Consider the following 23,541-nt stretch of genomic DNA (forward strand, 5'->3'; position numbering starts at 1 on the left):
GGAAAAGCCGGATCCGACTGCGCGCATCCGGCGATCTTCGAGAGCTAGGGCGGGTCGCCGCGTCCGGGAAACGGCGGCCCGCCTTCAGGCGGCCGGCTGCGATCCGAGCAGGTGATCGAGGATGCGGCCCTCCAGCCGGGCGAGGTCCGGATCCCCGCGCCGGCGCGGGCGCGGCACGTCCACCCGCAGGTCGAGGGCGATGCGGCCGGCCTCGACCACGAGGATGCGGTCGGCGAGCGCCACCGCCTCCGCGACGTCGTGGGTGACGAGCAGCGCGGTGAATCCTTGAGCCCGCCAGATCCGCTCGATCAGGTCCTGCATGTCGATGCGCGTGAGGGCGTCGAGGGCGCCCAGGGGCTCGTCGAGGGCGAGCAGGCCCGGCCGGCTCACCAGCGCCCGGGCGAGCGCCACGCGCTGCCGCTGACCGCCCGACAGGGTGGCGGGCCACTGCCCGGCCTTGTCGGCGAGGCCGACCTCGGCCAGCGCCGCGAGCGCCCGCGCCCGGCGCTCGGCCCGGCTGCCGTGGCCCGACAGGCCGACCGCGACGTTGTCCACCACCCGCGCCCAGGGCAGGAGGCGCGGCTCCTGGAACATGATCCGCTTCGGCGGCTCGGACCGGCGGGGGCTGCCCTCCGGCCCTTCGAGGTCGATCCGGCCGCCGGTGGGCGTCTCCAGGCCGAGGATCAGGCGCAGCAGGGTGCTCTTGCCGCAGCCGGACCGGCCCACCACCGCGGTGAACCCGCCCGCCGGCAGGAACAGGTTCAGGCCCTCGATGACCGCGTGGCCGTCGAAGCTCTTGTGCAGGTCGCGGACCGTGACGGCGATCCCGCGGGCGGAGGGCTCCGCGCGCGACGGCGCGGGGCTTCCGGCCTGCCGGGGTGGATCGATCGCGTCGGGCAGCGCCTCGCGGCGGACGGCGTCGAGCAGCATCAGGCGCTCCTGTAGGCGGGGTTCCAGGCGAGGCAGGCGCGCTCGAGCTGGCGGGTCAGGGCGTCGGCGAGCTTGCCGAGGGCGGCGTAGATCAGGATCGCCAGCACGACGACGTCGACCAGCATGAACTCGCGCGCCTGCATGGCCATGTAGCCGAGCCCCGACGAGGCCGAGATCGTCTCGGCGACGATCAGCGTCAGCCACATGATGCCGAGCGCGTAGCGCAGGCCCACGAAGATCGACGGCAGGGCGCCGGGCAGCACCACCCGGGTGAACAGCTCCGTGCGGGACATGCCGTAGACCCGGCCCATCTCCACGAGGCCCGGATCCACCGAGCGGATGCCGTGCAGGGTGTTGGCGTAGATCGGGAAGAACACGCCCAGCGCCACGAGGAACAGCTTGGCCTCCTCGCCGATGCCGAACCACAGGATCACCAGCGGGATCAGCGACAGGTGGGGCACGTTGCGGACCATCTGCACCGAGGTGTCGGTCAGCCGCTCCGACAGGCGCGACAGGCCGTTGGCGAGGCCGAGCGCGAAGCCGATGCCGCCGCCGACCACGAAGCCCGCCAGCGCCCGCAGGGTGCTGACCCCGAGATTGGTCCAGAGTTCCCCGGTCCGCCCGGCCTCCCAGCCGGCCCGGACCACGTCGAGGGGGGCCGGCATGAACCGGTTGGAGACGAGCCCGGTCGAGACCGCGGCCTGCCATCCGAGCAGGATCGCGACCGGCACGAGCCACGGCACCGCGGTGTCGCGGATCCGGTGAAGCTTGGATCGGGCCATCACGGGTTCTCCGCCCTGGTTCCGGCCGTGCGCCCGGGCGGCGTCCAGACCGCGTCGGCCACCCGGATCGGCTTCGGCAGGAGGCCGAGCCCGTGGAAGGCGTCGGCGACCTTCTGCTGGTCGGCCACCGCGGCCGCGTCGAGGGGCGCGACGCCGTAGGACAGGCGGCCGAGCGCCACGCCGAGGACCGGGGCCGGAATGCCCACGGACGGCGCGAGCTCCGCCGCCACGGACTCGGCGTGGCCCTGCGCCCAGGCGTCGACCTCCGCGATCGCCTTGAGCACGGCCGACACGATCCCGGGGCTCGTGTCGGTGAAGCCGCGCCGGGACAGGTAGAACTGGCGGTTGGGGGCGAGCGCGTGCCCGTCGACCCCCCGCCCGTCGACCAGCACCCGGGCGCCGGTGGCGCGCTCGGCCGCGGCCTGGAACGGATCCCAGATCACCCAGGCATCGACCGACCCGCGCACGAAGGCCGCGTTGGCGTCGGCCGGCGCCAGGAAGGCGAGCTTCACCGCGTCGTAGGGCACGCCCGCCTGCTCAAGGGCGCGCACCAGCAGGTAGTGGACGTTCGAGCCCTTGTTGAGCGCGATGGTCCTGCCGCGCAGGTCGGCGACGCTGCGGATCGGGCTGTCCTTGGGCACGAGGATCGCCTCGCCCCGCGGCGCCGGCGGCTCGGCGGCGACGTAGCGCAGCTCCGGGCTGGCGGCCTGGGCGAAGATCGGCGGCGCCTCGCCGGCCGAGCCGAAATCGATCGCCCCGGCGTTCAGCGCCTCCAGGAGCGGCGGCCCGGAGGGGAACTCCGACCACGACACCGTGGTGCCGAGCGGCTGGAGCGTCGCCTCCAGGAGGCCGCGGCCCTTCAGCAGCACGAGGGACCCGTATTTCTGGTAGCCGATCCGGATGCTCCCCGCCGCGCGGGCCGGGCGCAACGCCGCGGCCGCCGCGAGGCCGAGCCCGGCGGACAGGAGCAGCCGGCGGCTCGGGGCGGACCCGGCGGGGGACGCGGCTGGAGACGCGAGGGACAGGGTACGGGGCGTTCGGCCGGTCATGGATCTCTGCCAGGATCTCTGCATGGCTCTCTGCATGGCTCTCTGCGATCGGTCTCAGCCGTCGCGGGCGGGGGCGGTCCAGACCGCGTCGGCGATCCGGATCGGCTTCGGGATCAGCTTCAGGGCGTGGAAGCGGTCGGCGACGGCCTGCTGCTGGGCGACGATGCGGTCGGTCATCGGGCCGAACCCATATTCGGCCCGGTCCACCGCCCGGCGGGTCGCGGGCAGCGGCACGCCGGTGCCCTGCGACAGGAGCTCGGCGACCGCGCCGCGGTTCTGCGCGCACCAGGCCGCCACCGCGCCCAGGGCCTCGATCGCCGCGCCGAGCACCGGGGCGCGGGTCTCCGCGAAGGGCCGGCTCGCCAGCAGGAAGGTGTTCTGCGGGGTGATGGCGGTGGCGTAGGCCAGCACGCGCACCCCCTCCCCCTGCTCGGCGATGGCGAGGTACGGGTCCCAGATCGTCCAGGCATCGACGCCGCCGCGGGTGAAGGCCGCCGCGGCGTCGGCGGGTGCCAGCGTCACGGGCTCGATGTCGGCGTAGCTCAGGCCGGCCTTCTCCAGCGCTGCGATGGTCAGGTTGTGGGCGGACGTCCCCTTGGCGAAGGCGACCCGCTTGCCCTTGAGGTCGGCGAGGCTGCGCAGGGCCGAGCCCTTCGGCAGCAGGATCGCGGCGCCGGAACTCCCGCCCTCCTGGGCGGCCGCGTAGACCAGGTTGGACCGGGCGGCCTGCGCGAAGATCGGCGGCGCGTCGCCCGTCAGGCCGATATCGATCCCGCCGACCGACAGGGCTTCCAGCAGCGGCGGCCCGAACGAGAACTCGGTCCAGCGCACCGTCTGCCCGAGCGCTTCCAGGCGCTTCTCGATGAGGCCCTGCTGCTTGGCGACGACCAGGATCCCGTTCTTCTGGTAGCCGATCCGCAGCACGCCGGGCTCGGCCGCGCGGGCCGGCCGGGCGACAGGAACGGCCGCCAGGGCGGCCAGCAGGGCGCGGCGGTGGAGCATAGTCCGGCCTTCACTCGGCGGCGGCAAGCGCGACCGGGGCGGCCGCGGCCCGGTGGGCGAGCAGCGCGGCGAGCTGGCCGCCCGCCTCTGCGGCGCGGGCGCGCAGGCCGGCCTCGGTGAGCGTCCCGTCGCTGAAATCCGCGTCCGAGGCGTAGACCGCGGTGGGGATCTGCAGTGCGCCGAAGAAGCCCAAGAGCGGCCGGAAGGCGTGCTCGACCACCAGCGCGTGGCGCGCCCCGCCGCCGGTGGCCACGATGGCCACGGGCTTGCCGGCCAGCGCCCCCGGATCCACGAGGTCGAACAGGTGCTTGAACAGGCCGGTATAGGCGCCCTTGTAGACCGGCGAGCCGACGACGAGGCCGTCCGCCGATTCGATCGCCGCCAGGACGTCGCGCGCCGCGGGCGTCAGCTGATCGCGGGTCCAGGCGGCGCCGAGGCCGGGGCCGGCATCGACGAAGTCCAGGATGCGCGCGTCGAGCGCCACCTGCGCGCCGGCCTCCCGCAGCACCGCATCGACCAGGGTGCGGGTCTTGGACGGGCGCTGCACGTTCGCGCTCAGCCCGACGAGTCTCGGTCGTGTCATCTTCAGTGCCTTGCGGTGAAGCGGGATGGCGGATCGCACCGATCGGACGGCGCGGAGGCTGCACGACCGGACATCCAGACTGGCCACTAGAATTACGGGCCGTCTTCGCCGACGTCAATGAAACGGCTTTCCCTATTGATCTGGGGGAGAAAAACATTCTCCTCGAAAGCTACGATTTCGGATGTCGTTTTACTTTGTCGCGCGCGTCGATTGTGCGCGCTGCATCACGTTTGGAGCGGCCGGATCAAGCGCTGGCGGCAACGTGATCTCTCCGGCTCACCGATGGGGCACGGAAATTCTACGCACGGCGGATTTTGAAGGCGGATGTTCCTGCTGCGATATGCCTTGTGCGGCGCGGCGAGGCGGCTCAGGGCATTGGCACGCGGTCCCGCCTCGGACGGGCTCCCGTCCGCGCTTTCTGGACCGGAAGACCGGACCCGAGCGGCGGTGAGTGGGCGCATCGACGCGCCGCCCGTTCGGCCGAGCGGACCGAGCCTCGCGGGCTACGCAGCGTCGCGGCGGTCCATCCTGGAGTGCCGGACGGTGACGGCATCGACCGCAAGGGGGACGCTTCGGGAGCGCTCCGGGGCGGCGCGGGTGAACCCTGCATGCGGGTTCGGAGGTCGTATCGGTCCGATCCGCCCATGCCGCAGGCCGATGGGGACCGCAAACGAAAAGGGGCCAGCCCTTCGGGCCGGCCCCGGTCTCACGATGTCTGTCGCCGGTTACTCGGCGGCGCTGATCTCGGCCGTGAAGTGACCGCACCAGTCGCTCGACGCCACCACCGGCCACAGGCCCTTGGAATCCGGCTCCGGCTGGCTGACCGGCGGGTTGAAGCGGCACAGGCCGGCGTCGCCCTGCGCGGTGCCGCCATTGCCCTTGTGCTCGTCGAAGAACTTGCAGCTCTCGCACTGTGCGCTGGCCATGTCGCGTATCTCCTGCTGCGGACCGACAGGGTCCTTCTTTCTCATAAGAATTAGAACAGTTACAATCTGACAGTCAAGGGGTCGGTGGCAAGGCCCGGTCGATCGCTGCGTTGACCGCGCTGCGCGCGGGCTTCGTAGGATCGGGGAGCCTGGACTGGGGGTCCGGATCGGGGGATCGGCGCCGGCCGTTTCGCCCCTGCGTCCTGTCCCATCGGCGGCCCCCGGTCGCGATCGCGTGGTCCCGCAAGGCGGGACGGCTGCCCGGAGAGACCGCCGATGCCTGGAGAAAGGCGTCCCGATTTCGAGCCCTCCCGGAGGATCGGCATCTCCGGCGGGTCGCCCGCCACGGAATCATCGCTTCAGAGGCTCTGCCCCCGGATCCGCGCGGCCCCGGATTGCAACTTCGGCGTTCGTCGCGCCGGGATATGACGGTGCCGGTCACCTCGCGCGCTCTCAAGGCACGGCGCTGCGCGCGTGACGATGAAGATCGGAACGCGTCCCCGCCCGGGCATCCGGACGACACCGCGTGCAGGCGGGCCGCGCGGACGATTCTGCGGCCCGCCTGCCTGGGTGGCGGTCCGCGAGCCGGGTGGAATCCGGCTCGCCGCTTTGGCTCAGAGGCTGCCCGGTCCCTTGGCGAAGCCCGCCAGGGTGAACAGGTCAACCGAGAGCTTCGCGCCGATCACGAAGGCGTCGGGGACCCGCTTCGGCTGCGCGAAGAAGCGCTCCTGCAACTGCGGATTGATGACGTATTGCAGGTTCGGCATCAGGCGGATCGCCGGGGTCACCTGGATCCCGTAGCTCACCTCCAGAATGGTCTGCGTGGACGCGACGTTGCGGCCCAGCCCAACTGCCGTGCGCGCGGCCCGGAGGTTGGCGAGGCCCAGCGGCGAGAAGTGCTCCAGCGCGAAGCCGAAGCCCAGCGTGTCGTAGGGCCGGCCCGCGAAGGTGCCGGTGAGGACGGCGCCGCCGTTCAGGAAGTAATCCTCGAACTGCCGCCCGCCGGTCGCGGCGAGGAAGGCGCCGAATAAGGTCAGCCCCTGGACGCCTGTCGGATCGGGACGCCACACCATCTGGTCGAACCGGGCGTAGACCGCCGACCGGCCGAACCGGGTCAGCGGATCGAGGCCGCTGATCAGGTAGGAGCCTCGGCGGACGTCCTGCACCGGATCCTTGTAGTCCGACTGGTCGATGATCGCGCCGATGCCGTAGTTGCGCGGCAGCGGGTCGTTGCCGAAGTTGGTCGAGTAGCCGACCTCCACCGGCACCACGACGCCGGTGGCGCCGCGGGTCGACCAGTCGATGCCGTTCTGGTCCGCCTGCTGATCGCGCGGATTCACCTCGTAGACGCCGGCATGCATGAACACCTTGTCGGTGACCCAGGCCTTGGCGTGGGCGCCCCAAGTGGCGATCGGCCACCACGTGATGTTCGTCATCTTGAACGCGCCCTTCGGCGCGCCGCAGATGCCGTTGTTCTGGAAGTTGCAGTAGAACGGCGAGGCCAGGAAGTTCGGGTTGGCCAGGACGCGGCCGAACTCGATGTCGAGGCGGTTGTCGAACAGCTTCTGCTCGTAGGACAGCGCGGTGAGATGCGCGGTCTGGCCGCCGCCCTGGATCTCCTGCACGCTGGTGGTGTTGCCGATGAAGTCGCTCGATATGGCGCGCCCGTGGCGCTGGGTCACGATGGTGTGCACCGAGCCGCCCTCGATCCCGGCCAGCCGGCCGAGATCGGCGTCGAGGCCGAAGAACACCTGGCCGGCATAGTCCGAGCCCTGGCGCCGGCCGCCCGAGGGATTGGTGGCGAACTCGCCCGTGTAGTTCAGGATCGCGGTGACCCCGTGACCCAGGTCGACGGTGCCGGGCGGCAGCGACGGCGGCGCCGCGGTGGCGCCCTGCGCGATGCTCGTGGCCGCCGCGCTGCTGGCGCCCGCGAAGCTCCGGCCCTCACGGATGACCCGCCGCCGGGCGCGGTTCGCCTTGTAGCGGGCCTTCTGCGCCGGGCTCGCCTTCGGGCCCGGGTTCACCAGGCTCGGTCCCCCGTCCGGAGGCGCCGCCGCATCCTGAGCCCGGGCCGGGTCCATGCCCGCCGTGGCCATGGCGGCGCCGAACGCGAGCGCCGCCCATCGCATGTGCTTTCCCATCGTGATGACTCCCCCTTAACCGCGCGGCCCTGTCGGGCTCTGTCGCGTCCGTGTTCCGCCGGGATCCTCCTCGGTCAGTCCGTGAAGGCCTCCACCGTGCGGCGCGCGCCGCGCAGGAAGGCGTCGGCGGCGTGAATGAGCGGATTGAGGTCGACGTCGCTCTGCCCGGCCCGGATCGGTCAGGAAGAAGGGCGGCAGGATGTGGGTGGCGATCGACAGGGCGTTGATCCCCGGATCGAACACGCCCATTCCGCCGGCCGTCCAGATCCAGTCCTGGCCCGGGTGCCAGTGCCGGACATCCTCCAGCCACGCGATCGACACCGACCGGATCCGGCGCCCGGACAGCCAGCGCCGCGCGGGCTCCACCCCGGGCGAGCAGCGGGAGTGCCAGCTCGCGAACAGGCTCACGCCCCGGGCCCGCGCGGCCTCAACCAGCAGTCCGACCTCGGCCAGCGTCGCCCCGGGGGGCTTCTCTAGGAAGACGTGGAGGCCCGCCGCGAGCGCCGCCCGGGCGGCCTCGAAGCGCGCCTGCGGCGGCTGGCACAGGGCGACCGCCTGCAGGTCCCCCTGCCCCGCCAGCATCTCGGGCAGCGTCCGGTAATTAAGCACGCCGTCGAGGCCGCCATGCCGGCTCGCCACCGCCACGAGCCGGTAATCCGGGCTGGCGCCGATCACCGGCAGGTGCTGGTCGCGGGCGATCTTGCCGACGCCCACGAGGCCGATGCGGATCGGTTCGGCCATCTCAGAGCACCCGCACGGTGACGTCCGCCGGCGGCGCGACCGCCAGCGGATTGCGCAGGGGCAGCGTGAACGGCGCCGCCGCGATCTCGAACACGTCGCCCGGCCGGGTCGCGACGCCGTCGCCGAACGACAGGGTCGCGGTCCCGAAGAAGTGGACGTGCACGTCGCCGGGCCGGCGGAACGGCGCGTACTTGAAGTGGTGGTGCTCCAGGTTCGCGATGCTGTGGGACATGTTCGCCTCCCCGGAGAGGAACGGCTTCTCCCAGAGCACGGTGCCGTCGCGCAGGATGCGGCTCACGCCGCGCACCTCCGGCGGCAGGTCCCCGAGCCACAGCTCCGGTCCGAGCGCGGCCGGGCGGAGCTTCGAATGGGCGAGCCACAGGTAGTTGGCCCGCTCCGTCACGTGGTCGGAGAACTCGTTCGCCAGCGCGAAGCCGAGCCGCACCGGCGTGCCGTCCGCGTCGATCAGGTAGAGGCCGGCGATCTCCGGCTCCTCGCCGCCGTCGCGGGCGAAGGCGGGCGAGACGAGGGGCTCGCCAGTTCCGACGATGGCGCTGCCGTCCCCCTTGTAGAACCATTCGGGCTGGACGCCCGTCTCCCCCGGGGCCGGCTTGCCGCCCTCGACCCCCATCCGGAACATGCGCATCGAATCGGTCGGCGCCGGATCGGCCGCCGCGGCCCGATGCATCGCGTCCCGGCCCTCCGCGGAGCCGAGATGCGTCAGGCCGGTGCCGCTCAGGAGCAGATGCGCGGGATCCGGGTGGTCCACCGGCGGCAGCAGCTGCACGGAATCGGGATCGATGGCCGTGCCCAGCCCCGACAGGGCCGCCGTCTCGGCCAGCCCGCCCCCGGCTGCCAGTGCCTTGCGCGCCAGCTCGATTACGCTGCGCACGCCGATCACCTGCCGCGCCTGGCCCGCGTCCAGCAGAGCGACGCCGCGCTCCCCGTCGGGTCGGCGGAATTGTAGGAGTGATCCGCCCATCGTGTGTTCCTCCCAGGGGCGCCCATGCCGGGGCGTCCCGAACGCGCGGCCGTCGAGGGCCGCGCGGTGGCCGGTCAGCGGCTCGGTTGCGGTTGGAGCGCGCCGTCGATCCGACGCGGCAGGTGCCAGGGATTGTCCGGGCGCAGGGGCGACGGCAGCAGCGCGTCGGGCAGGTCCTGGTAGCAGACGGGGCGCGGGAACCGCTCGATCGCCAGGGTGCCGACCGAGGTGCTGCGGCCGTCCGAGGTGGCGGGGAACGGGCCGCCATGCACCATCGCGGGCGCCACCTCCACGCCGGTGGGCCAGCCGTTGGCGAGGATCCGCCCGGCCTTCCGCGCCAGGAGCGGCACCAGCCCCGCGGCGAGGTGCTCGTCCGCCCGGTCGAGATGCAGCGTCGCGGTGAGCTGGCCCTCGAGGGACGCGACGACTCGGGCCATCTCCGCCGGGTCGGCCACAGCGACCAGCAGGGAGGCGGGGCCGAACATTTCCTCGGCCAGCGCCGGATCCGCCAGGAGGCTCCGCGCCTCCGTGCGCAGCAGGGCGGCGGGGGCACCCCCGGGCCCGCCGCCACCCCGCGCGCCGCGACCGTCACCCCCGGGCGATCCGCCAGGGCGGCGACGATACGCTCGAACCGCGACGTGATGTCGGCGGTGAGCATGGTGTGGGGAACGCTCTCGCGAATCAGCGCGCCCGCCGCCTCCGCGAACGCGTCCAGCTCGGGCCCCGCGATCCCGATCAGCAGGCCCGGATTGGTGCAGAACTGCCCGGCCCCCAGCGTCAGGGACTGGACGAACCCGGACGCCAGGGCGGCGCCCCGGGCCCGCAGGGCGCCGGGGAGGAGCAGGACGGGATTCACCGCGCTCATCTCGGCATAGACCGGGATCGGCTCGGGCCGGGCGGCGGCGATCCGCATCAGCGCCAGACCGCCGCCGCGCGAGCCCGTGAAGCCGACGGCCTTGACGCGCGGATCGGCCACCAGGGCGGCGCCCAGGGCGCTCGACGGCCCCGGCAGGTAGGAGAACACGCCCTCGTGCAGGCCGCAGGCGGCCGCGGCCGCCCGCAGGGCCCGCGCCACCAGCTCCCCGGTGCCGGGATGGGCCGGATGCCCCTTGACCACCACGGGGCAGCCCGCCGCCAGGGCGGAGGCGGTGTCGCCCCCCGCCACCGAGAAGGCGAGCGGGAAGTTCGAGGCGCCGAACACCGCCACCGGGCCGAGGGCGACGTGGCGGCGGCGCAGGTCCGGCCGGGGCAGCGGCTTGCGGTCCGGCAGGGCCGGGTCGATCGTCGCCCGCACCCACGCGCCCGACCGCACGAGGTCGGCGAACTGGCGCAGCTGGCCGATCGTGCGGGCGCGCTCGCCCTCCAGGCGCGCCCGCGGCAGGCCCGTCTCGGCCATGGCCCGCTCGATCAGGGGCGCGCCGAGATCGTCCACGGCCGCGGCCGCCGATTCGAGGAAGGCCGCGCGGGTCTCGGGATCGGTCTCGGAGAAGCTCGGGAACGCCGCCTCCGCCAGTGCGCAGGCCGCCGCGACCTCCGGGGCGCCCGCCGCCGAGAAGACCGGTTCCAGCGGCGCTCCCGTCGCCGGGTCAACCGCCACGAACGTCTCGCCGGACGCCACATCTGCGGCGCCGACCAGGCCGGTTCCCCGGATGGTCCCGGGCGCTGCAGGCTGTTTACTCATACAAATAAGCTAGATCAGTTCGGCCGGGCTCGCAAGCGTCTCGACTTCTCCTGCCTAGGGGTGTCGACGCTTGCACTCCTACAACTTCAGGATACAGTTGCGCCGATCCTGCCCCCTCCCGGAGGCTCGGACCGGAGGTGACGGGTGAGGCAGGACCGCGGGCACGAAGATATCCGGCTTCCGCTTGCCTCAAGCTGGCGTCGCATCCACGGCTCGGTGGCGCGCGATCTCGGCGTCGCGATCCTGTCCGGCCGCTACGCGCCGGGGGACGTGCTGCCCGGGGAGATCGAGTTCGCGGAGCAGCTCAAGGTGTCGCGCACCGCCTATCGCGAGGCGATTCGCATCTTGAGCGCCAAGGGCCTCGTGGAGAGCCGGCCGCGCACCGGCACCCGCGTCAGCCAGCGCAGCCGCTGGAACCTGCTCGATCCCGACATCCTGGCCTGGGCCTTCGAGGCGGAGCCGAGCGAGGCGTTCATCCGCGACCTGTTCGAGCTGCGCATGATCGTCGAGCCGGCCGCCGCCGCCCTCGCGGCCGAGCGGCGCTCGGGCCTCGACATCGCCCGGATGGGCCACGCCCTGGAGGAGATGGGCCGCCACGGCCTCGCCACCGAGGTGGGCCGCGCCGCCGACCAAGCCTTCCACAACACGATCCTGGAGGCGGCGCGCAACGGGCCGCTGATGGCCCTGTCGAGCTCCATCGCGGCCGCGGTCACCTGGACCACCATCTTCAAGCACCGGCGGCAGCACAAGCCGCGGGACCCGATGCCCGACCATCGCGTCCTCTACGACGCGATCGTGGCGGGCGAGCCGGACACCGCCCGCGCGGCGATGACCGAGCTGGTCCGCCTCGCGCTCGCCGATACCGAGATGGCGTTGCGGCCTTGAGAATCCGGGTTTCCAAAGGGCGCAGCCCTTTGGGGAGGTATCGGGGCGGAGCCCCGATGTCGGGCTTCGCCCGAACTCATCAGGGCTCCGCCCTGCACCCGCGAAAGGTCCCGGACCTTTCGAATCCGGGACTCCGTGGGGTTCAGTGGTTGTCGCGCGGCAGGCCGCTGGTCTGCGCGATGCGCTGGAACGTCTCCGCCCCCTCCAGGATCGCGCCCGTGTGCATCTGCCCGACGGCGGCACGCTGCATCGCCTGCCAGGGGGTCTGGGAGGCCGGGTAGGCGTAGCCGCCCGCCGCCTCCAGGGCCTCGCGGCGCCGGGCGATCTCGTCCGCGTCGACCAGCATGTCGGCGGTGCCGCGGCGCAGGTCGATCCGGACCCGGTCGCCGGTGCGCAGGAGCGCGAGGCCGCCGCCGGCCGCCGCCTCCGGGGAGGCGTTGAGGATCGACGGCGAGGCCGAGGTGCCGGACTGGCGCCCGTCGCCGAGGCACGGCAGCGCGTGCACGCCGGCCCGGATCAGATCCGCGGGCGGGCGCATGTTCACCACCTCGGCCGCCCCGGGATAGCCCACCGGCCCGGCGCCGCGCATCACCAGCAGGGTCTCGGCGGTGATGCCGAGGCTCGGATCGTCGATCCGGTGATGGTAGTCCTCGGGCCCGTCGAACACCACGACGGGGCCCTCGAAGGCGTCCGGATCCTCGGGGTTCGAGAGGTAGCGGTCGCGGAATTCCGGGCCGATCACGCTGGTCTTCATCACCGCGGCCTCGAACAGGTTGCCGCGCAGCACCAGGAAGCCCGCCGCCTCCTTCAGGGGCCGGTCGATCGGCCGGATCACGTCCTCGTCCTCGATCGTCGCGCCGCGGCAATTGTCGCCGATGGTGCGGCCGTTGACGGTCAGCGCGCCCTCGCGGATCAGGCCGCGGCTCATGAGCTGCGCCACCACGGCAGGCAGGCTGCCGGCGCGGTAGTAATCCTCGCCGAGATAGGCGCCGGCCGGCTGCAGGTTGACGAGCAGCGGCACGTCGAGCCCGTAGGTCTGCCAGTCGGCGATGTCGAGTTCCACGCCCATGTGCCGGGCGATGGCCGCGAGGTGGATCGGCGCGTTGGTGGAGCCGCCGATCGCCGAGTTGACCACGATGGCGTTGAGGAAGGCGTCCCGGGTCAGGATCTCGGAAGGCTTCAGGTCCTCCGCCACCATGGCGACGATGCGCTTGCCGGTCTGGTAGGCGACCTCCTGCCGGTCGCGGTAGGGCGCCGGGATCGCCGCGGAGCCCGGCAGCATCATGCCCAGGGCCTCCGCGAGGGTGTTCATCGTGGTCGCCGTGCCCATCGTGTTGCAGAAGCCGGTCGAGGGCGCCGACGAGGTCACGAGCTTGATAAAGCCGTCATGGTCGATCTCGCCCGCCGCCAGCATCTCGCGGGCCTTCCAGACGATCGTGCCGGAGCCCGTGCGCTGGCCCTTGAACCAGCCGTTCAGCATCGGCCCCACCGAGAGGGCGATGGCCGGGATGTTCACGGTGGCGGCGGCCATCAGGCAGGCCGGGGTGGTCTTGTCGCAGCCCGTGGTCAGCACCACCCCGTCGAGCGGGTAGCCGTAGAGCAGCTCCACGAGGCCGAGATAGGCGAGGTTGCGGTCGAGGCCCGCGGTCGGCCGCTTTCCGGTTTCCTGGATCGGGTGGACGGGAAACTCCAGCACGATGCCGCCGGCCTCGCGGATGCCCTCGCGGATCCGCTCCGCCAGGACGAGGTGGTGGCGGTTGCACGGCGACAGGTCGGAGCCCGTCTGGGCGATGCCGATGATCGGCCTGCCCGAGCGCAGCTCTTCCAGGCTGAGGCCGAAGTTGAGGTAGCGCTCCAGGTAGAGCGCCGTCATGTCGATGTTGTCGGGATTGTCGAACCACGCGCGGGAGCGCAGTGGGCGGGCGGTCTTGGGCCGGGCGGTCTTGGGGTCGGTCATCGATGGGTCCGGTGGGCGGGGCTGGTCGAGAAGCGGTAGGTGATCACGTTCCGGTAGGTCTGGCCGGGATCGAGCCGGGCCGAGCCGAAGGCGGGCTGGTTGGGCGTGTCGGGGAACAGCTCCGGCTCCAGCGCCAGGGCGTCCGACTGCCGGTAGGCGAGGCCGGATTTACCCACCGCGGTCGCGTCGAGGAAGTTGCCCGCGTAGACCTGCACCCCCGGCTGATTGCTCGCCACGTCGAGCACCCGGCCCGAATCCGGATCCTCGACCCGCGCCACCGGGTGCGGTTCGGCCGTGGGGGCGTCGGTCACGACCCAGTTGTGGTCGTAGCCGCGCCCGCGCACGATCTGCGCGTCCCGGCCGTCGCGGATGCGTGCGCCGATCACCGCCGGCGTGCGAAAGTCGAAGGGCGTGCCCGCCACCGGCCGGTGCACGCCGGTGGGGATCAGGGTGGCGTCGACCGGCGTGTAGCGCTCCGCCGGGATGGTCAGGACATGGTCGAGGATCGAGCGGCCCGAGCCCTCCCCCGCCAAGTTGAAGAAGCTGTGGTTGGTCAGGTTGACGATGGTCGGCCGGTCGGTGGTGGCCTCGTAGGTGACGGTCAGCGTGTTCGTGTCGTCCAGCCTGTAGGTGGCGGTCGCCGTCAGCGTGCCGGGATAGCCCTCCTCGCCGTCCGGGCTGACGTAGCGCAGGGTCACCGACGGCGTGGCGCCGCCCGTCACGGCGGTGATCGTCCAGAGCCGCCTGTCGAAGCCGGCGGCGCCGCCGTGCAGGGCGTTGGGGCCGTCGTTGGTGGCCAGGGTGTAGGTCCGGCCGTCGAGGGTGAAGCGGCCCGCGCGGATGCGGTTGGCGTAGCGGCCCACGCTCGCGCCGAAATAATTGCCCTTGGCCAGGTAGGCGGCGAGGTCGTTGTAGCCGAGCACCACGTCGGCCGGCGCGCCGGCCCGGTCCGGCACCTCGAGGGTGCGCAGCAGCGCCCCCCACGCGAGGATCCGCGCCGTGACGCCCCTGCCGTTGGACAGCGTCACCTCCTCGACCGTGCGGCCGTCCGGGAGGGTGCCGAACACGGTCCGGGACGGCTCGGCCGCCTGGGCCGAGGCCGGGATCGCCGCGCCGGCGCACAAGGCCACGAGTTCCGCTCCACGCATCAGGTCCTCCCCGGTCGGATCCGTCCGCCCTGCCGGATCATGCGCCGGTGCGCGGAGGACGTGCGGTTGACGCCCGCGAACCCGTTTTATACTCAGACAATTGACTTGGACAATACGGCGCCCCGGCAAGGCGGCCCGGCAGGGAGAGGACGCGCTCGATGGCAGGACCGATCGCGGGCGCCGGGACACGCGCGGCCCGGCCGGGGGAAGCCGCCGCGGGCGACGGGGCCGGGTCCCGTGCCGCCCTGTCGCTGCTGGCCAGCCTGTTCTTCATGTGGGGCTTCATCACGGTCATCAACAACACGCTGCTGCCGCACCTGCGCAGCGTGTTCGACCTCGACTACACGCAGACCACGCTGATCGAGTCGGTCTGGTTCATCGCGTATTTCGTGGCCTCGATCCCGGCGGCGAAGCTGATCGCGCGGATCGGCTACCAGCGGTCCCTGGTGGCCGGCCTCGGCATCATGGCGGCCGGCACCCTCGGCATGGTGGGCGCGGCCCACGCGGTCTCGTACGGGATCACGCTCACCGCGCTGTTCGTGATCGCCAGCGGCATCACCCTGCTGCAGGTCGCCGCCAACCCCTACGTGGCGGTGGTCGGCCCCGCCGAGAGCGCCCCGGCGCGGCTCAACCTCGTGCAGGCGTTCAACTCCCTCGGCACCACCCTGGCGCCCCTGTTCGGCGGCATCCTGATCCTCGGCCGCTCGACCTCGGGCAACGCCGCCGCCGGCACCGTGCTGACCCCCGCCGAGCGCCTCGCGGACGCGCAGTCGGTGCAGCTCCCCTACCTGATCGTGGCGGCAATCCTCGTGGGGCTCGCCGTGGTGATCGCCCGCTTTCCGCTGCCCGCCATGGGGGGCGGGGCGGGCGCCGCCCGGGACGCCGGGGCCGGGGGCACCGGCGGGTCGCTCTGGCGGCACCGCAACCTCGTGCTCGGCGTGCCGGCGATCTTCATCTACCTGATCGCCGAGATCGGGGTGTCGAACCTGTTCATCAACTTCGTCGCGCAGCCCGAGATCGGCGACCTGACCCACGCTCAGGCCGCGCGCTACCTGTTTCTGCTCTGGGGCGGGATGATGGTCGGCCGCTTCGTCGGCAGCTACCTGATGCAGGCGCGCCCGGCCGAGGCGGTCCTCGCCGGGGCGGCGGTCGGCGCCTGCGCGGTGATGCTGGTGGCAACCTTCGCCACCGGCCCCGTGGCGATGTGGGCGCTGATCTCCGTGGGGCTGTTCCACGCGATCATGTTCCCGACGATCTTCACCCTCGGCATCCGCGGCCTCGGGCCGCTGACCGAGGCGGGGGCGGGGCTGCTGATCATGGCGATCGCCGGCGGCTCCCTAGTGGTGGTGCAGGGCTGGGCGGCGGACCGGTTCGGGCTGCAGCACGCGTTCCTGATCACCGCGGCCTGCGAACTCTACGTCCTCTTCTACGCCGTCTGGGGCTGCCGGCCGGGCCCCCCGGCATCGGCCTGACCGGGGCGGCGCGACCATGAAACCAGGGATCCGCATCGTCGCCCGCGCGGGGCGCGACCGTCTCGGCGAGGGGCCCATCTGGGTTCCGGAACGCGGGATGCTGTTCTGGGTCGACATCGAGGCGCCGGCCCTGAACTGGCTCGACCTCGCGGCCGGCGCGACCGGCCGGCGCCCGTTCCCGGAGCCGCTGGGCTGGATCATCCCCTGGGCCGGACGGCGGGACTTCATCGTCGGGCTGAAGAGCGGCTTCGCGACCTACGACCTGGAGGCCGACCGCATCGTGCCGATCGGCGATCCCGAACCGGACTATCCCGACAACCGCCTGAACGACGCCAAGGTGGATCTCGCCGGCCGGATCTGGGCCGGGAGCATGCACCAGGCCGAGACGGCGGTCTCCGGGTCCCTGCACCGGCTCGACCCCGACCTGACGTGGCAGCGGATGGACGGCGCCTACGGCGTCGCCAACGGCCCGACCTTCAGCCTCGACGGCCGGGTCATCTATCACAGCGACAGCGCCGCCCGGACGGTCTACGCCTTCGACCTCGCCGCGGACGGGACGCTCTCGGGCAAGCGGCCGTTCCTGCGCTTCCCGGACGATTGGGGCTGGCCCGACGGGATGACCACCGATGCCGAGGGCTGCCTCTGGATCGCCCATTGGGGCGGCGGCCGGCTGAGCCGCGTCGATCCGGACGGGCGCCCGATGCGGGCGGTCGCCCTCCCCGCCCCCAACATCACGAGCTGCGCCTTCGCGGGCGACGGGCTCGACCGCCTGTTCGTCACCTCCGCGTCGCGGGGCGCCGAGCAGGTGGCGGAGGCCGGAGCGCTGTTCGAGCTCGACGTCGGCGTGGTCGGGCTGCCGCCGCGGGCCTTCGGGGGATGAGGCCGGCCTCGGCGCCCGATCGCTTCGCGACGATCGCGAAGCGATCGGGCGCCCGGCGACACCGGAGCCGAACCGCATCGGCCCGAGCGCGCGACCGGGCCGTCCTGTTCCGGTGGCATTCCCGCTCACGCCGCGCGTCGCAGGGCCCCGAGACCATCTCGGAATCGTGTGCGGCCATCACCCGGATGGGGGATGCGCCGCACCGGCCCGGCCTCTACCGTCGGTCCATCTCCGAGACGAGACCACCTCCGAGCCCGCCCGGCCAACGCCGTGGCGGGCTTCTTCTCGGGGCCGGCGCGCGGATGCGCCAGGCCGGCCTGCCCGCCGGTGGGGTCAGCCGGGCTGCCGGCCACCCATCCGCGCCTGCATCCGGGTGAGCTGGGCGATGTGCAGGTCGATCAGCGGCAGGGTCCCCCGGGCGATCCGGCGCAGGCCTGGATCCTCACCCGACTGGGCGTAGGAGCCATGGATGCCGAGCGCCTCCTGGTGTCCCTGGAGCGAGGCGTTCACGAAGGTCGCGTCGTATTGCGGCCCCGGCGGCATCCCGGTGAGCTGCGACAGGATCTGCGCCTTCTGCGCGTCGGTGGTCATGCCCCGGGGCGCCGCGACGCCGAGCGCCCCGCCCGCGACCCCGGCTGCCGTGTTCACCGCGGTGCCCGCCACCGCCACGGGCGCCGCCACGAGACCGCCGATCAGGCCGCCGGGGCCGGCCGCCGCGGGGCCCGGCGCCGGGATCGGCGCGCCGCCGGTATAGGCGTTGATCTTCCGGGAGAGGTTCACCTGCTCGATGACCTCCGCCCGGGAGAACTTCTTGACCATCGGGTTCGTGGTCTTCTCGTGGGCGTCGCGGGCCGTGTTCTCCAGGAACAGGCCGCCGGTGGTCGCCATCTGGAGATAGGCGCCGGTGGGAACCGCGCCCGCCGGCGTGACCTGGGCGATGGCTGTGCGCGTGAGCGCCAGCGCCGCGGTGGCGCCCAGCATGGTGGTGAGGAGGTCGCGACGATGCATCATGAGGATAGCTTCCCGTGAGGTGAGGCACCCGACGCCCCGATCATCGCTGAGGTGCTGCTTGGCGAACCGCACGACGCGGACGATGTTCCTGCTCCGACGTCCCCCGTGCGTCTGGACGGACGGCCCCGGTTCCGCGGCGGCAGGTCCGGCCGGCGGTGGACGGATCCAGCCGGGCGATACAAGTCTTCAGGCTATTCGCCGATATGTCGGCGCGTGATCCGAAGCTTTATCTCCGATCCGGCCGGCCCTAAGACTGATCGATTGGACGAGGCGGCGTTCGGGCTTCGCGCGGCACCGTGCGCGTCACAGGCACGTTGGCCCTGCCGCGCGGACCGGGGCAGAGGTGACCCAGAGGTGACCATGGGCCAGATGACGATCAAGGATGTCGCGCGGCGGGCCGGCGTGAGCTTCCAGACGGTCTCCCTGGTCCTGAACCATCCCGAGAAGGTCGCCCGGACCACGCGCGAGACCATCGAGGCCGCCATGCGCGACCTGGACTTCGTGCCGAGCCTCGCGGCCCGCTCGCTGCGCAAGAAGCCGAGCCGCAGCATCGCCTGCGTGTTCTCCGTGGGTGCCCGGCCCGACGACGCGTCCGGCCCGGTGCCGGAGACCGACGAGGGCGTCCTCCTGCAGACCTTCGCGCATGTCACCGACCAGCACGGCTACACGCTGATCCACCGCCGCTGGTGCCGCGACGAGCCGGACGGCCTGAGCCGGATCAACGGCCTGGTCAGCGAGGCCCGGGTCGACGGCATCGTGGTCTTCGGCGACCGACCGGACGACCCGCTGGTGGCGATGCTGCAGGCCAAGCGGTTCCCCTTCGTGGTGTTCGGCCTCGACCTGCCCGGCGCGCATTGCGCGATCCGGGCCGAGCGCGACGCGGTCCACGCCGCCATGGGCCATCTCATCCGGGCGGGCAGCCGGTCGATCTGCTTCTTCCGGGGCGAGCGCCACGGGCGGTCGTCGCCGGCCGTCGCCGAGCGGTTCCGGGGCTATCGCGAGGCCCTGGCGGAGGCGGGTCTGCCCCTGCGCGACGACCTCGTCGTGCCGTGCGGCTGGACGTCCGAGAGCGGCCATCGCGCGACCCTCGACCTGCTCGACCGCCCGGCCCGGCCGGACGCGATCCTCGCGGCCGACGACCGGGTGGCGCTCGGCGTCCTGAAGGCGCTGCACGACCGCGGCGTGCGCGTCCCCGAGGCGATCCGGGTCGTCGGCTTCGGCAACCGCGTCCAGAGCGCCTACACGATCCCGAGCCTGACCTCGATCGAGGTCCCGACGCTGGAGATGGTGCGGTTCGCCTTCGCGACCCTGGTGGAGGTCATCGAGGGCACGCGCGCGTCCGACGATCTGGCGCAGCGGCTCTTCCCCACCCGCCTCGTCGTCCGCGACTCAACCGGGGTCGCGGGGCCGCCGCAGCATTAGCGGGCCGCCGCAGCCTCACTCCGCGGCGAGGACCGGATCGGCCTCACCGCTCCCGAACTGGGCCGCGTGCAGGCGACTGTAGGGGCCGCCGGCGGCGAGCAGCGTCGCGTGCCGGCCTTCCTCGACGACCCCGCCCTCCCCCAGCACCACGATCCGGTCGGCGTCGCGGATGGTGGCGAGGCGGTGGGCGATCACCAGGGTCGTGCGCCCGCGGGCGAGTTCGGAGAGCGCCCGCTGGATCTCCCGCTCGGTCTCGGTGTCCAGCGCCGAGGTCGCCTCGTCGAGGATCAGGATCGGCGGGTTCTTGAGGAAGACCCGCGCGATGGCGATGCGCTGCTTCTGGCCGCCCGACAGGCGCACCCCGCGCTCGCCCACCACGGTGTCGAGGCCTTCGGCCAAGCCGTCGATCAGGCCGCCGAGCCGGGCGCGCCGGGCGGCGGCGTCGATCTCGGCCTCGGTGGCGTCGAGACGGCCGTAGGCGATGTTCTCGCGGATCGTCCCGGCGAACAGGAACACGTCCTGCTGCACGATGCCGATCTGGCGGCGCAGGCTCGCGAGGGTCATGGCGCGGATGTCGATCCCGTCGACGGTGATCCGGCCGGCCTCGACCTCGTAGAAGCGCGGCAGCAGGGCGCAGAGCGTGGTCTTGCCGACCCCCGAGGGTCCGACGAACGCCACGGTCTCGCCCGCCGCCACCGCGAGGTCGAGGCCGGTGAAGACCGGGCGGCCGGGGCCGTAGCCGAAGCTCACGCCCGCGAAGCGGATGTCGCCGCGCAAGGCTTCCACCGCGCGGGCGTCGGGCCGGTCGGTGATGTCGGGCTCGGTGGCGAGCAACTCCTGGTAGCGGCGGAAGCCCGCGACCCCCTTCGGATAGGTCTCGACCACGGCGCCGATCTTCTCCAGCGGCCGGTAGAACACGCCGACCAGCAGCAGGAAGCCCACGAAGCCGCCGGGCGTCAGGTCGCCCCGGACCACGAAGGCCGCGCCGCCGAGGAGCACCGCGATCTGCACGAGGCGCAGGCCCAGGTAGTTGATCGACAGGCCGGCCGCCATCAGCCGGTAGGCCTCGAGCTTGGTGTCCCGGTAGCGGGCGTTGTCGAGGGCGAAGAGGGCGCGCTCGTGGGGCTCGTTGGCGAAGGCCTGCACGACCCGCATCCCGCCGACATTCTCCTCGATCCGGGCGTTGAACGCCCCGACCCGGCCGTACTGCGCCTGCCAGTTGCGGGTCATGCGGCCGCCGTAGCGGATCGACACGAAGGCGATCAGCGGCAGGATCGCCCCGGTGATCAGCGCCAGCGGCGCGTGCACCATGAGCATCAGCGCGAACGCGCCCACCAGCGTCATCACCGCGATGAACAGGTCCTCGGGCCCGTGATGGGCGACCTCGCCGATCTCCTCCAGGTCCTTGGTGACCCGGGCGACGAGATGGCCGGTCTTCTGGCCGTCGTAGAAGCGGAAGGAGAGCTTCTGCAGGTGGTCGAAGGCCCGGGTCCGCATCGTGGTCTCGATGTTGATGCCGAGCACGTGGCCCCAATAGGTGACGACCACCATCAGCCCGGCATTGGCCACGTAGACCAGCGCCAGCGCCGCCGCGGCGAGCAGGATCAGGCCCCAGTCCTGCCGGGGCAGCAGCGAGTCGATGAAGCCCTTCACGGCCACGGGGAAGCCGAGTTCCAGCAGGCCCGACAGGACCGCGCAGCCGAAATCCACCAGGAACAGCGTCCGGTACGGCCGGTAATAGGCGAGGAAGGCCTTCAGCATCGCGGCTCGGATCAGCGTGGGGCGGCACCCTCGACCGGGCAGAGCGCGCCGCAGGACGGCACCCCCGGCAGGCGGTGGCGCAGGCAGCAGACCCGCCGACGCCGGCAGCCCGACGCCCCCGGGCAGAGCGCCCGCGCCAGGGGACTGTCGAGGGGGTTCTTGAGGGGGCTCCTAGCGCAGCCGGGGCCTGCGCGCCATCCGAGGCAGGCCGCGACGTCGTCACAGGCGGCGGCACAGGCGGCGGCACAGGCGCTCGCACAGGCGCCGCCGCGCGCGGGGGCCGCGCCGGCCCCCTCCCCGTCCCCGAGCGGAGCGCCGGGCGGGCCCCCGAGTTCCCGGGCGACGTAGTCGAGGATCACCGCGGCGTTGCCCCAGAGGACCCGGGGGGCGATCCCGCACCGGGCGTGGCACAGCTCCACGAACGGGCGCAGATGCGCCTCCACCAGCCCGGTCAGGCCGGGCGCCGGACAGGCCGCGCAGCCGGACCCGTGCGCGGGCAGGCGGAAGCGGCACGGGCGGCCGGCCGCGTCGAGTTCGAGGCTCACCGCGTCGAAGGCGAGCGGCAGCGGCCGGCCGAGGCGCACCAGGGCGGTCAGCGCCGGCGTCGCCAGGGCCGCGAGGTAGAACTGGCTCCAGTACGAGACGCGGACCCGCGGATCTGCGGCCTCGAAACTCGCCCCGAACCCGGCCCCGAAGGCCGCCAGCGTCGCGTCGAACACGTCCGGGTCGCGCAGGGCGCCGAGGGGCAGCGCCTCCGGGCCGCCGGGACCCTCGGCGACCCCGTCCCGATAGGCCGCGAGCGAGGCGGGCACCTGGGCGGCGAGGTCGGCGATCATCGCGCCGCCCCGTCGGCCCGCAGGGTCCGGCCCACCGCGACGGCGAGCCAGCCCATCGCGGCGGCGTAGAGCGGCAGGGTCGCGGCGAAGTAGCCCGGCCATCCGATCCAGCCGGCGAGCGCCGGGGCGGCGACCCGCAGCGGCATGGCGGCGAAGAAGGCCGCCCCGAACAGCAGCGCGTAGTCGGTGGCGGGCTTCGGCCCCTGGGCCCAGCGATAGATCATGTTGAAGACCGGGACCCCGAGGAAGCCGCCGGCGACGAAGCTCAGGATCGTGGCGGCGATCCCGAGCGCTCCCGACCCGACGGCGCAGGCGCCCGCCATCAGCGCCCCGGAGGCGAGGACGCCGAGCGCTCCCAGGACGATCAGCCGGACCGTGCCGAACCGGGCGGCGAGCCCGCCGGCCGCCAGCGCCATCACGAGGTTGACCCCCGGCAGCACGGTGCCGGTCAGGAACCCGACCTGCCCGAGCGGGACGTCGAGATCGAGGAGCGCCAGGGTGTTGGGCCCGGCCAGCAGGTAGGAGGCCGCGAAGTAGGCCCCGAGCACGACCACGCGGCCCGCCAGGACGCGCAGGCGCGCCAGCGCGCCCGAGAGCCGCTCCGGGCCGCCTCCGGCCCCGCGCAGGCGCGTCTCGCGGTAGCCGAGGATCGGGAGGAGGCAGAGGGCGTCCAGCGCCGCGCAGGCGAGGACCGCCCCGCGCCAGCCGAGGCTGTCGTAGGAGCCGACCAGCACGCCGACGCCCAGGATGCCGCCGAGCGAGGCCCCGCACAGCTTGGCCGAGGCCACGAAGGCGCGCTCCGCCGCCGGCACGGTCTCGACCACCATGGCTTCGAGGGCGATGTCCATGGTCGCCACGCAGGCGCAGGCGGCGATCGCCAGGGCGAGGAGCGCAGGGAGCGGCCAGTGCTCGCCGAGGCTCAGGACGGCCAGCAGCGTCACCGCGGCGCCCTGCGCGGCGACGATCCAGCCGATCCGGTGCGGGAGGACCGGCAGGTGCAAACGGTCGAGGAGCGGCGCCCACAGGAAGGTGAGCCCGACCGGCAGGTTGATGAGCTGGAGCAGGCCGACATCCGCCAGCTCCACGCCCCGCGCCCGCAGGATCAGCGGCGCCCCGCCGGACAGGAAGCCGAGCGTCGCCCCGAAGGTCACGTATAGGCAGAAGAACGGCGCCAGCGGACGCAGCCCGGCCAGGGCGTCGACGACCCGCGCGCCGACGGCGGTCTCGGCCGATCCCGTCATCGCGGCCGGCCTCCGGCGCAGGGGCGCGCGGCCGCCGGGACGGGGTAGTTTATAATCACACTAATCTATTGATGCCGCTCATGTTTTCTGGATTAGACAATCTAATTCCGC

The 23,541-nt window shown here is 72.9% G+C and carries 18 protein-coding genes and 2 pseudogenes; 4 read left to right on the plus strand and 16 right to left on the minus strand.

From position 1 onward, the window contains the following. Window positions 1-84: 84 nt before the first annotated feature. The 10 genes and pseudogenes from MMSR116_RS17255 to MMSR116_RS17300 all read right to left on the minus strand — a co-directional run bounded on the left by MMSR116_RS17255 (window position 85) and on the right by MMSR116_RS17300 (window position 10,817). The gene (locus tag MMSR116_RS17255; RefSeq protein ID WP_010686585.1) at window positions 85-930 is read right to left on the minus strand and encodes an ATP-binding cassette domain-containing protein; all 846 of its coding nucleotides are present in this window, start codon (window positions 928-930) and stop codon (window positions 85-87) included. After that, window positions 930-1,712 carry an aliphatic sulfonate ABC transporter permease SsuC gene (ssuC, locus tag MMSR116_RS17260; protein WP_010686584.1) on the minus strand — a complete coding sequence of 261 codons (783 nt, stop codon included), beginning with the start codon at window positions 1,710-1,712 and terminating at the stop codon, window positions 930-932. Before ssuC ends, MMSR116_RS17255 begins: the two co-directional genes overlap by 1 nt. Further along, on the minus strand, window positions 1,712-2,761 hold the full coding sequence (locus MMSR116_RS17265) for a sulfonate ABC transporter substrate-binding protein (RefSeq protein ID WP_010686583.1): 1,050 nt from the start codon (window positions 2,759-2,761) through the stop codon (window positions 1,712-1,714). The genes ssuC and MMSR116_RS17265 overlap by 1 nt, the downstream gene beginning before the upstream one ends. Before the next feature lie 54 nt (window positions 2,762-2,815). Further along, on the minus strand, window positions 2,816-3,763 hold the full coding sequence (locus tag MMSR116_RS17270; RefSeq protein WP_010686582.1) for an aliphatic sulfonate ABC transporter substrate-binding protein: 948 nt from the start codon (window positions 3,761-3,763) through the stop codon (window positions 2,816-2,818). A 10-nt stretch (window positions 3,764-3,773) separates the two neighbouring features. After that, complete coding sequence (gene msuE / locus MMSR116_RS17275) at window positions 3,774-4,346, minus strand: FMN reductase (RefSeq protein ID WP_010686581.1); 573 nt, start codon at window positions 4,344-4,346, stop codon at window positions 3,774-3,776. A gap of 725 nt (window positions 4,347-5,071) precedes the next feature. Further along, complete coding sequence (locus tag MMSR116_RS17280) at window positions 5,072-5,272, minus strand: hypothetical protein (protein ID WP_010686580.1); 201 nt, start codon at window positions 5,270-5,272, stop codon at window positions 5,072-5,074. A 614-nt stretch (window positions 5,273-5,886) separates the two neighbouring features. Next, window positions 5,887-7,413 (minus strand): carbohydrate porin, encoded by a 1,527-nt coding sequence (locus MMSR116_RS17285; RefSeq protein ID WP_010686579.1) that lies wholly within the window; start codon window positions 7,411-7,413, stop codon window positions 5,887-5,889. A gap of 177 nt (window positions 7,414-7,590) precedes the next feature. Continuing rightward, window positions 7,591-8,154: pseudogene (locus tag MMSR116_RS17290) on the minus strand (Gfo/Idh/MocA family protein); the annotation flags it as partial. 1 nt (window position 8,155) lies between these two features. After that, the gene (gene araD1, locus MMSR116_RS17295; RefSeq protein WP_010686577.1) at window positions 8,156-9,136 is read right to left on the minus strand and encodes an AraD1 family protein; all 981 of its coding nucleotides are present in this window, start codon (window positions 9,134-9,136) and stop codon (window positions 8,156-8,158) included. 74 nt (window positions 9,137-9,210) lie between these two features. Then, window positions 9,211-10,817 (minus strand): annotated as a pseudogene (locus MMSR116_RS17300) (aldehyde dehydrogenase (NADP(+))). Between the two features lie 144 nt (window positions 10,818-10,961). On the opposite strand from MMSR116_RS17300, the gene MMSR116_RS17305 reads away from it, so the two are divergent. Next, window positions 10,962-11,702 (plus strand): FadR/GntR family transcriptional regulator, encoded by a 741-nt coding sequence (locus MMSR116_RS17305; protein ID WP_010686575.1) that lies wholly within the window; start codon window positions 10,962-10,964, stop codon window positions 11,700-11,702. Window positions 11,703-11,844: 142 nt separating this feature from the next. On the opposite strand, the gene MMSR116_RS17310 is transcribed toward MMSR116_RS17305, so the two are convergent. Next, window positions 11,845-13,659 carry an IlvD/Edd family dehydratase gene (locus tag MMSR116_RS17310; protein WP_010686574.1) on the minus strand — a complete coding sequence of 605 codons (1,815 nt, stop codon included), beginning with the start codon at window positions 13,657-13,659 and terminating at the stop codon, window positions 11,845-11,847. Continuing rightward, window positions 13,656-14,807, minus strand: coding sequence for an aldose epimerase family protein (locus tag MMSR116_RS17315; RefSeq protein ID WP_010686573.1), 1,152 nt, complete (start codon window positions 14,805-14,807; stop codon window positions 13,656-13,658). The genes MMSR116_RS17310 and MMSR116_RS17315 overlap by 4 nt, the downstream gene beginning before the upstream one ends. Before the next feature lie 158 nt (window positions 14,808-14,965). Here MMSR116_RS17315 and MMSR116_RS17320 point away from each other — a divergent pair, with 158 nt between their 5' ends. After that, window positions 14,966-16,279 (plus strand): sugar MFS transporter, encoded by a 1,314-nt coding sequence (locus MMSR116_RS17320; RefSeq protein WP_010686572.1) that lies wholly within the window; start codon window positions 14,966-14,968, stop codon window positions 16,277-16,279. A gap of 16 nt (window positions 16,280-16,295) precedes the next feature. Further along, the gene (locus tag MMSR116_RS17325) at window positions 16,296-17,159 is read left to right on the plus strand and encodes an SMP-30/gluconolactonase/LRE family protein (protein ID WP_010686571.1); all 864 of its coding nucleotides are present in this window, start codon (window positions 16,296-16,298) and stop codon (window positions 17,157-17,159) included. 333 nt (window positions 17,160-17,492) lie between these two features. Here the strand turns inward: MMSR116_RS17325 and MMSR116_RS17330 are convergent, their stop codons facing one another. Then, on the minus strand, window positions 17,493-18,167 hold the full coding sequence (locus MMSR116_RS17330; protein WP_039894544.1) for a DUF4142 domain-containing protein: 675 nt from the start codon (window positions 18,165-18,167) through the stop codon (window positions 17,493-17,495). A gap of 363 nt (window positions 18,168-18,530) precedes the next feature. On the opposite strand from MMSR116_RS17330, the gene MMSR116_RS17335 reads away from it, so the two are divergent. Then, the gene (locus tag MMSR116_RS17335; protein ID WP_039894515.1) at window positions 18,531-19,592 is read left to right on the plus strand and encodes a LacI family DNA-binding transcriptional regulator; all 1,062 of its coding nucleotides are present in this window, start codon (window positions 18,531-18,533) and stop codon (window positions 19,590-19,592) included. A gap of 15 nt (window positions 19,593-19,607) precedes the next feature. On the opposite strand, the gene MMSR116_RS17340 is transcribed toward MMSR116_RS17335, so the two are convergent. From MMSR116_RS17340 to MMSR116_RS17350, 3 genes are read right to left on the minus strand one after another with little or no spacing between them, the layout of a single operon-like run. Beyond that, window positions 19,608-21,353 carry an ABC transporter ATP-binding protein gene (locus MMSR116_RS17340; protein ID WP_010686568.1) on the minus strand — a complete coding sequence of 582 codons (1,746 nt, stop codon included), beginning with the start codon at window positions 21,351-21,353 and terminating at the stop codon, window positions 19,608-19,610. Window positions 21,354-21,364: 11 nt separating this feature from the next. Continuing rightward, window positions 21,365-22,189, minus strand: a complete 825-nt coding sequence (gene fhuF / locus MMSR116_RS17345; protein WP_010686567.1) for a siderophore-iron reductase FhuF — start codon at window positions 22,187-22,189, stop codon at window positions 21,365-21,367. Next, on the minus strand, window positions 22,186-23,430 hold the full coding sequence (locus MMSR116_RS17350; RefSeq protein WP_010686566.1) for an MFS transporter: 1,245 nt from the start codon (window positions 23,428-23,430) through the stop codon (window positions 22,186-22,188). Before MMSR116_RS17350 ends, fhuF begins: the two co-directional genes overlap by 4 nt. Window positions 23,431-23,541 lie beyond the last annotated feature (111 nt).

Origin of the sequence: Methylobacterium mesophilicum SR1.6/6 (assembly GCF_000364445.2) — a bacterium.
GTDB classification, from domain to species: domain Bacteria; phylum Pseudomonadota; class Alphaproteobacteria; order Rhizobiales; family Beijerinckiaceae; genus Methylobacterium; species Methylobacterium mesophilicum_A.